At 73.4% G+C, this 6,282-nt stretch carries 5 protein-coding genes and 1 pseudogene; 4 read left to right on the top strand and 2 right to left on the bottom strand.

Translation table 11 applies throughout. The annotated features are described in order from the left end of the window. The first annotated feature begins 155 nt into the window (after positions 1-155). Both AE652_RS32955 and AE652_RS32950 read left to right on the top strand, forming a co-directional pair. Positions 156-863 (top strand): response regulator transcription factor, encoded by a 708-nt coding sequence (locus tag AE652_RS32955; protein ID WP_049658284.1) that lies wholly within the window; start codon positions 156-158, stop codon positions 861-863. A gap of 157 nt (positions 864-1,020) precedes the next feature. After that, complete coding sequence (locus AE652_RS32950) at positions 1,021-1,671, top strand: Pr6Pr family membrane protein (protein WP_049658279.1); 651 nt, start codon at positions 1,021-1,023, stop codon at positions 1,669-1,671. Between the two features lie 27 nt (positions 1,672-1,698). Here AE652_RS32950 and AE652_RS32945 read toward each other — a convergent pair whose 3' ends face one another. Further along, on the bottom strand, positions 1,699-1,911 hold the full coding sequence (locus tag AE652_RS32945) for a hypothetical protein (RefSeq protein WP_049658278.1): 213 nt from the start codon (positions 1,909-1,911) through the stop codon (positions 1,699-1,701). Between the two features lie 319 nt (positions 1,912-2,230). On the opposite strand from AE652_RS32945, the gene AE652_RS32940 reads away from it, so the two are divergent. Beyond that, on the top strand, positions 2,231-3,754 hold the full coding sequence (locus tag AE652_RS32940) for a S41 family peptidase (protein WP_082346129.1): 1,524 nt from the start codon (positions 2,231-2,233) through the stop codon (positions 3,752-3,754). A 15-nt stretch (positions 3,755-3,769) separates the two neighbouring features. Here the strand turns inward: AE652_RS32940 and AE652_RS32935 are convergent, their stop codons facing one another. Then, positions 3,770-5,383 carry an ABC-F family ATP-binding cassette domain-containing protein gene (locus AE652_RS32935; RefSeq protein WP_049658276.1) on the bottom strand — a complete coding sequence of 538 codons (1,614 nt, stop codon included), beginning with the start codon at positions 5,381-5,383 and terminating at the stop codon, positions 3,770-3,772. A gap of 522 nt (positions 5,384-5,905) precedes the next feature. Here AE652_RS32935 and AE652_RS32930 point away from each other — a divergent pair. Beyond that, positions 5,906-6,282, top strand: a pseudogene (locus AE652_RS32930) (hypothetical protein); the annotation flags it as partial.

The following is a 6,282-nucleotide window of genomic DNA, read 5'->3' as shown; positions in this document are numbered from 1 at the left end:
CGCCCCGGCGGCGGGCGCGGGCTGCGCGGGATCGGCGAGCGGGCGGCGGCCCTGCACGGCGGCAGCGCGGCGGGGCCGGACGGGGACGGAACGACGTGGCGGCTGGCCGTCTGGCTGCCGGTGGGAGGGACGACGTGAACGAGGACATGAACGAGATGGGGTACGACGCCGTGGACGAGGGTGCACCGCAGGGCGCCGACGGCATCCGGGTGGTGATCGCGGACGACGAGCGGCTGGTCCGCCTGGGCCTGCGGGTGGTGATCGACAGCGAACCGGACCTCACCGTCGTCGGCGAGGCCGCCGACGGGGCCGAGGTCGTCCCGCTGGTGCGCGAACTGCGCCCGGACGTGGTGCTGATGGACGTCCGGATGCCCGGCATCGACGGCATCCGGGCCACCGAACAGCTGGTCAACGGGATGGCCCCGCCGCCGCGCATCCTGGTGGTCACCACCTTCGAGCACGACGACCACGTGTACGACGCGCTGCGCGCGGGCGCCGCCGGGTTCCTGCTGAAGCGGGCCCGGGCGGAGGAGATGGTGCAGGCGGTGCGGCTGGTCGCGCGCGGCGACTCGCTGCTGTTCCCGGCGGCCGTCCGCGACCTCGCGCTGCGCCACGGCGCGGACCGGCGCCGGGAGGCCGGGTCGGGCGACCGGGGGCCGATCGGGCGGCTGACCGAGCGGGAGGGGCAGGTGCTGCGGCTGATGGCCACCGGGCTCAACAACGGCGAGATCGCGCGGCAGCTGGTGGTGAGCCAGGAGACGGTGAAGACGCACGTCGGCAGCGTGCTGGCCAAGCTCGGCGCGCGGGACCGCACCCAGGCGGTCATCGCGGCGTACGAGTCGGGCTTCGTGCTGCCGGGCTGACGCCCGCTCAGGATCCACCGCGACCATCACCCGTGCCCCCGGTACGCCCGAACGGCTCGAACGTGGATTCCATCCGATCGGTACCAGCGAGTAGAGTGCGGGTTTCCCCCTCGACGTCCGATACCTCCCGTATCGCCTGGAACGAACTGGTGGCCGCATGACAGTCCGGACCCGACCCGCGCTCTGGTGGCGCATGGGCATCGTGCTCTCGGCGGGCCTCGGCCTGACCCTCGGGACCGCGCCGCTGGTCTACTTCACCGTGCAGAGCAACGTGATCGTGTTCGGCTACTTCATCGGCGCGGTGTACTGGATGCTCAAGCGCGGCACCGTGGACGCGCCCGCGCCCCGGCTGCGCGGCGCCGCCACGCTGTACATCCTGATCACCGGGCTGGTCTCGCACATCCTGCTCGAACACGGCGCCAACCCGCTGCCCGGGCTGGTCAGCGGGCCGGACAAGCTGGCGCACTGGTCGTCGTTCTTCCTGCACTACGTGACGCCGGTGATGGTGATCGCCGACTGGCTGGTGCTCAAGCCGCGCAACGCCTCGGCCTGGAAGGACATCCCGCTCTGGCTGGGCTTCCCGCTCGGCTACGCGGCGATCGTGCTCACCCGCAACGCGCTGTTCGACGACTACCCGATGCCCTACCCGTACTTCTTCTTCGACCCGACCACCAAGGGCTACGGCTACGTCTGGGGCCAGATAGCCCTGCTGACCGTCGAGTTCGTGGCGCTCGCCGCACTCGTCGTCGGGCTGGACCGGCTCGGGACGCGGATCGCGGGAAGGCTGCGGTCGACGCCGCAGGCATAGCCCCGGGAGTTCACGCTCCCCCGTCGCTCACGCGGCGGCCGCGTCCTCGGGGAACGCGGCGTCGAACTCGGCCCGGTGCGCCTTCCAGAACGCCACCGCGTGGTCCACGAAGACCCGGCGCTGCTGCTCGCGCACGCTCAGGTCGTGGACGTAGGCCTTCACGGTCTTGCCGTCCGCGGCGGCGGCCTCGCGGATCGCGGCGAGCTCGTGCTCCGTGTACTCGATGGTGAGCGCAGGCATGCCGCCGATGGTACTGGAGCGACGGGTAGTTGGGGCCGCGGACGGCGGTTTTTCACCCGCAGTCAAAACGGTCGCTGTCGAGACCGCCGAGGACCATTGCGCCCGGCTCCGGGTCGGCCCGGAGAAGGAAGCCGGTGCGCCCGGAGGAGGAAGCGGGTGCGGCTCGTCGGATGACGCCCGGGCGGTGGGGCCGGCCGTAGCGTCGACGGGGAGCGGTGGCGGAGGGGTTCCGCGGGGGAGACCGGGGTTTCGGCGGAGGCCGGAGATGACACGCAGGTCAGGACTGGCACGCAGGTCAGGGATGGCACGCAGGTCAGGGATGACGCGCACGGCGGGAACGGCGCGCAGGACGGGAACGGCGCGCAGCAGGACCGGAAGCGGCGTCGGCCGGGCCGCGGCCGCGGCGGTGGCCCTCGCGACGGCGGTGGGGCTGGCGGCACCGGCGGCGGCCGCGGCGCAGGAAGGGCGGGGGAACCCGCTGGAGGGGGTCTGGCGGACGGAGGGCTACGGCCTGCTGATCGCGGTCTCCGGGGGCCGGGTCACCACCTACGACGTGACCGCGCACAGCTGCCTGCCCGGGTGGGTCACCGGGACGCAGGCCTCGGAGCCCGGGCCGGACGGCACCACCCGCTACACCGTGGGCAACCTCGCCATGACGCTCACCCCCAAGGGCCGGAACCGGGCCGTGGAACGCGAGGAGAGCGGGGTCGGCACCAAGTCGCTCACCCGCCTGGACGCCCTGCCGCCGCTGTGCGCGCGGCCTGCTCCGAACGACCCGCTCGCGGTCTTCGACCGGTTCTGGGAGGACTTCGAGGAGAACTACCCGTTCTTCGCCGCCAAGGGCATCGACTGGCACGCCGTCCGGGACGAGAAGCGGCCCACGATCACCCCGGCGACGACCGCCGACCGGCTGCAGGACGTCTTCACGGACATGCTCCGCCCGCTCGGCGACGCGCACACCGGGCTGGCCCGGGTGGTCGACGGGCACGCCAAGGAGGTCTTCGGCGGGCAGCGGCCGGATTCGACGGTGCAGACCCCGGAGCTGACCGCGCGGGCCCTGCAGGCCTCGGCCGCCCAGCTCACCGGCCCGGAGCAGCAGTTCGCGGGCGGCCGGCTCGGCGTGGGCCGGCTCCCGGACGGCCTCGGCTACCTCCGGGTGAGCAGCTTCGACGGCTACACCGACGGCGACTTCCGGAGCCAGGTCGACGAGCTGGACCGGGCGCTGGACGCCGTGCTGGCCGGCCCGGACCGGCCCACCGGCCTGGTCGTCGACGTGCGGCTGAACGGCGGCGGCTCGGACGCGCTCGGGCTGCACATCGCCGCCCGGCTCACCGACCGCCCGTACGTCGCCTACCGGAAGGTGGCGCGCAACGACCCGGCCGACCCGACGAAGTTCACCCGGCCCGAGCCGGTCACCGTACGGCCGTCGGCGGGCGGGCACTTCACCGGGCCGGTGGCGGTGCTCACCTCCTCGATCTCCACCAGCGCCGCGGAGACCTTCACCCAGGCCATGACGGGCCGCTCCCCGCGGGTGCTCCGGGTCGGCGAGAACACCCAGGGCGTCTTCTCCGACATCATGATCAAGTCGCTCTCGCCGGACTTCATGGCCGTCCTGCCGAACGAGAAGTACCTGACCAGGAACGGCAGCACCTTCGACGGCCCGGGCATCCCGCCGAACGTCCGCACACCGGTGTTCACCCCGGACGAGCTGGCCGCGCTCAGGGACTCGGCCCTGAGCACGGCCCGCCGGATGCTCACCGAGGACGCCCAAGGCAACCAAAGCAGCCAGGGCGACCACGGCGACCAGGGGAACGCCGAGAACGACCAGGAGCAGCAACGGTAGGAGCAGCAGTAGGCGCTACATCGGCTCCACCGTCCGCAGTTCGCCGTCCAGCTCCAGCCACCGGGTGAGGCCCAGGCCGCGCAGGAACGGCAGGTCGTGGCTGGCCACGATCAGCGCGCCCCGGTACGCGGACAGCGCCTGGGTGAGCTGGCGGACGCTGGCGAGGTCCAGGTTGTTGGTCGGCTCGTCGAGCAGCAGCAGCTGCGGCGGCGGGTCGGCCAGCAGCAGGGCGGCCAGCGTCGCCCGGAACCGCTCGCCGCCGGAGAGCGTGGCGGCGGGCTGGTCGGCCCGGGCGCCGCGGAACAGGAAGCGGGCGAGCCGGGCGCGGACCGCGTTGTCCCCGGCGGCGGGGGCGAACAGCTTGACGTTCTCCACGACGGAGCGCTCCTCGTCCAGCAGGTCGAGCCGCTGCGGGAGGTGCCGCAGCGGCACCGGGGTGATGACCTCCCCCGCCGGCGGGGCGAGTTCGCCCGCGATGGTGCGCAGCAGCGTCGTCTTGCCGGCGCCGTTGCGGCCGACCAGCGCGATCCGCTCGGGCCCGCGCAGGTCGAGGTCGGCGGTGGTGCCGTGGGGCAGCCGGACCCTGTCCAGGGTGAGCACGGTGCGCCCGGCCGGGACGGCGGTGCGCGGCAGGTCGATCCGGATCTCGGCGTCGTCCCGGACGGCCTCCTCGGCCGCGTCGAGCCGGGCCTTGGCCTCCTCCAGGCGCTCGGTGTGCATGCCCTGGAGCCGGCCGGCCGTCTCCTGGCCCTTGCGCTTGAGCATCCCGGCGAAGATGTGCGGGTCGTTGCGGGTGACCGAGCGCTTCTTGCCGTACGCGGCGCTGCGGTCCAGCCGGATGCGGGCCTCGGCCAAGTCCCGCTTCTGGCGCCGGACGTCGGCCTCGGCGTTGCGCAGCAGCCGCTCGGCCGTCTCCTGCTGGGCCGCGAGGGTGCGTTCGTACTCCTCGAAGTTGCCGCCGTACCAGGTGACTTCGCCGTCCCGGAGGTCGGCGATCTGGTCGACGTGCCGGAGCAGCTCGCGGTCGTGGCTGACGATCAGCATCACACCGTTCCAGCCGGCCACCGTCTCGTAGAGCCGCTCGCGGGCGGCCCGGTCGAGGTTGTTGGTGGGCTCGTCGAGCAGCAGGACGTCGGGGCGGGCCAGCAGCAGGGCGGCCAGCCGCAGCAGCACGGCCTCGCCGCCGGAGAGTTCGCCGGTGGTCCGGTCGAGGCCGAGGCGGTGCAGGCCGAGCCGGTCGAGGGTGGCGCGGGCGCGCTCCTCGACGTCCCAGTCGTCGCCGACCGCGTCGAAGTGGCGCTGGTCGGTGTCGCCGGACTCGATGGCGTGCAGGGCCTCGCGGGCTGCCCGGATGCCGAGCGCCTCGTCCACCCGCAGGGTGGTGTCGAGCGTCAACCCCTGTGGCAGGTAGCCGAGTTCGCCGTCGATCCGGACGGTGCCGCCGGTCGGGGCAAGCTCGCCCGCGATCAGCCGCAGCAGGGTGGACTTGCCCGCGCCGTTGAGCCCGATCAGGCCGGTGCGGCCGGGGCCGACGGCGAGCTGGAAGCCGTCCAGGACGGGCTTGCCGTCGGGCCACTCGAACGAGAGCTCGGTGCAGAGGACGGCGGTGGTGGTGGGGTGGTGTGCCATACAGGCCTCCCGGGGTGGTTGCCGAAGGGGTGGTGAGCAACACGGGGAGACACCGCGGGTGCGGAAACCGGGCACGGCCGGGGGAACGAAGGGGTGGCGTCACGCAGAGGAGTGCCACGGGCCGTGACTGAGGTCGCACACTCGCGCACCGCGCGACGGCAGCAGGGCCTGCGCGGCGGGGGCGGTGTCCCGGGACCTCAGTAGAGCAACGGCCTTCTCCTTGTCTGGCTGATGACCCGGACCACGCTAGGCAGCCCGCCCGGGGCGTGCAACCGATTTACCGGCCGCCGGGCCCGCCGCGACCACCGCGCGACCCGCCGAGCGCACCCCCGGGACCGCTCCTCGACGGGCCCCCGGTGCCGATCCCGTGCCCATCCGGTGACGGCCCCGTCCCGGTCCGGTGCGGAATTCGGGAGTCCCCCGGACGCATGGCAGACTCCTCACCTGCCATGCCTGCGGCCGAGTCGGGCCGCACCCGGGGAACGGGCCGCATGGCGGTAGTCAACAGGGGGATTTGAACTCATGTCACCGATATCCCGGCCGGGCCGTGCCGTCCTGGGCGCCTCCGTCGTCGCGCTGACCATGGTGGTCGCCACCGCGTGCGGCCCCGACAACGCCGACCCGGCCGTGACCGCGGCTCCCGGAGTCACGGCCGGCGCCTCCGGCACGCCGGGCGCGGCTCCGATCAAGCTTCCGACGCTCGAAGAGCTGAAGACCTGGAAGCTGGAGGACTGGGACAAGTGGGCCCAGGCCAACGTGATCACCCCGGCGGTCAAGGGTTACTGGACCCTGCAGAAGCTGCTGGACGCCAAGCCGAAGCCGCTGCCGCAGCCCGCCCCGGAGGGGACCCAGCCGCCCGCGCAGCCCACGCTGGAGGACCGGCTGCGCAACCGCTTCGA

Source organism: Kitasatospora sp. MY 5-36 (assembly GCF_001182915.1).
Taxonomy (GTDB): Bacteria; Actinomycetota; Actinomycetes; order Streptomycetales; family Streptomycetaceae; genus Kitasatospora.
This window is presented reverse-complemented; position numbering and strand designations above follow the sequence as displayed.

What these genes read in the sequence shown, in the direction of transcription:
- AE652_RS32945 (WP_049658278.1), bottom strand. Translation starts at nt 1,911, where the DNA reads ATGCCTGCGCTCACCATCGAGTACACGGAGCACGAGCTCGCCGCGATC.
- AE652_RS32940 (WP_082346129.1), top strand. Translation starts at nt 2,231, where the DNA reads ATGACGCGCACGGCGGGAACGGCGCGCAGGACGGGAACGGCGCGCAGC.
- AE652_RS32935 (WP_049658276.1), bottom strand. Translation starts at nt 5,383, where the DNA reads ATGGCACACCACCCCACCACCACCGCCGTCCTCTGCACCGAGCTCTCG.
- AE652_RS32955 (WP_049658284.1), top strand. Translation starts at nt 156, where the DNA reads ATGGGGTACGACGCCGTGGACGAGGGTGCACCGCAGGGCGCCGACGGC.
- AE652_RS32950 (WP_049658279.1), top strand. Translation starts at nt 1,021, where the DNA reads ATGACAGTCCGGACCCGACCCGCGCTCTGGTGGCGCATGGGCATCGTG.